Origin of the sequence: Aphanothece microscopica RSMan92, assembly GCF_046613545.2 — a bacterium.
Taxonomy (GTDB): domain Bacteria; phylum Cyanobacteriota; class Cyanobacteriia; order PCC-6307; family Cyanobiaceae; genus NIES-981.
In genome coordinates this window covers 1-706 of sequence record NZ_JBKKKY020000292.1, presented here as the reverse complement: position 1 = coordinate 706, position 706 = coordinate 1, and the positions used below count along the sequence as shown (strand labels likewise).

Here is a 706-nt window from a genome sequence, read left to right as displayed (position 1 = left end):
CGAGGGAGTCGCGGAGCATCTCCAAAACTGTGGCCAGATTGTCGCGGTCTTCTGGCCGTGCGGGATGATCCTTGTATCCGCCAAGAACTGGTGTTTCCCAGTCGATGTCGACGCCGTCGAGTTTCCACGTGCGGACGAACCTTGCCAGGTGCGAGACGAACGTACTTCGTCCGGATGGTGTAGCAAACACATCGGAGCATGGTTCACAGCCACCCCATCCGCCTACGGCGGCAAGGACTTTCAGGTTGGGGTTCTGTATACGGTGGTGCAATAATTGGCGAAGTACGTGATGTTCCGTCGAATCATCGAGCGCAGCGATACCGTCCTTCAGGTGGAGGAAACAATAGACCACATGGCTAAGGCCGGTGCAATCGAGGTTTTGTGCTTCGGTAACTGAACCCTTGAAATATCCGAGTACCCAGACGTTCTTCTGCACCCAATCATCCATCATGGCAGCTGTATGGTAGACGGCTGTTGAGTCCGTCCATCCATTGTGACCTGGCACGACTACACGGGGATGCGGAAAGGCCTCGATCAACCGGCGGGCCGAGGTGCGCCAGGCAGGCACGTTCGCATGGCTCAGGTTTCCTGGGAAGGCATCCTCCGTGCTCCGCACGAAGCAGCCGCCGATGAGGATACGGGCGTCGGCGACCCATACCACCAGGTTGTCATCGGAATGTCCGCGGCCGGGTGCCATTGTTCGCAG

General features: G+C 58.1%; 1 protein-coding gene. It reads right to left on the bottom strand.

Going from position 1 to position 706, the window contains the following annotated elements; translation table 11 throughout:
* Positions 1 to 661, bottom strand: a 661-nt coding sequence (locus ACLD7X_RS17575; protein WP_425625448.1) for a glycosyl hydrolase family 18 protein, incomplete at its 3' end; no start/stop codon positions are given.
* Positions 662 to 706 lie beyond the last annotated feature (45 nt).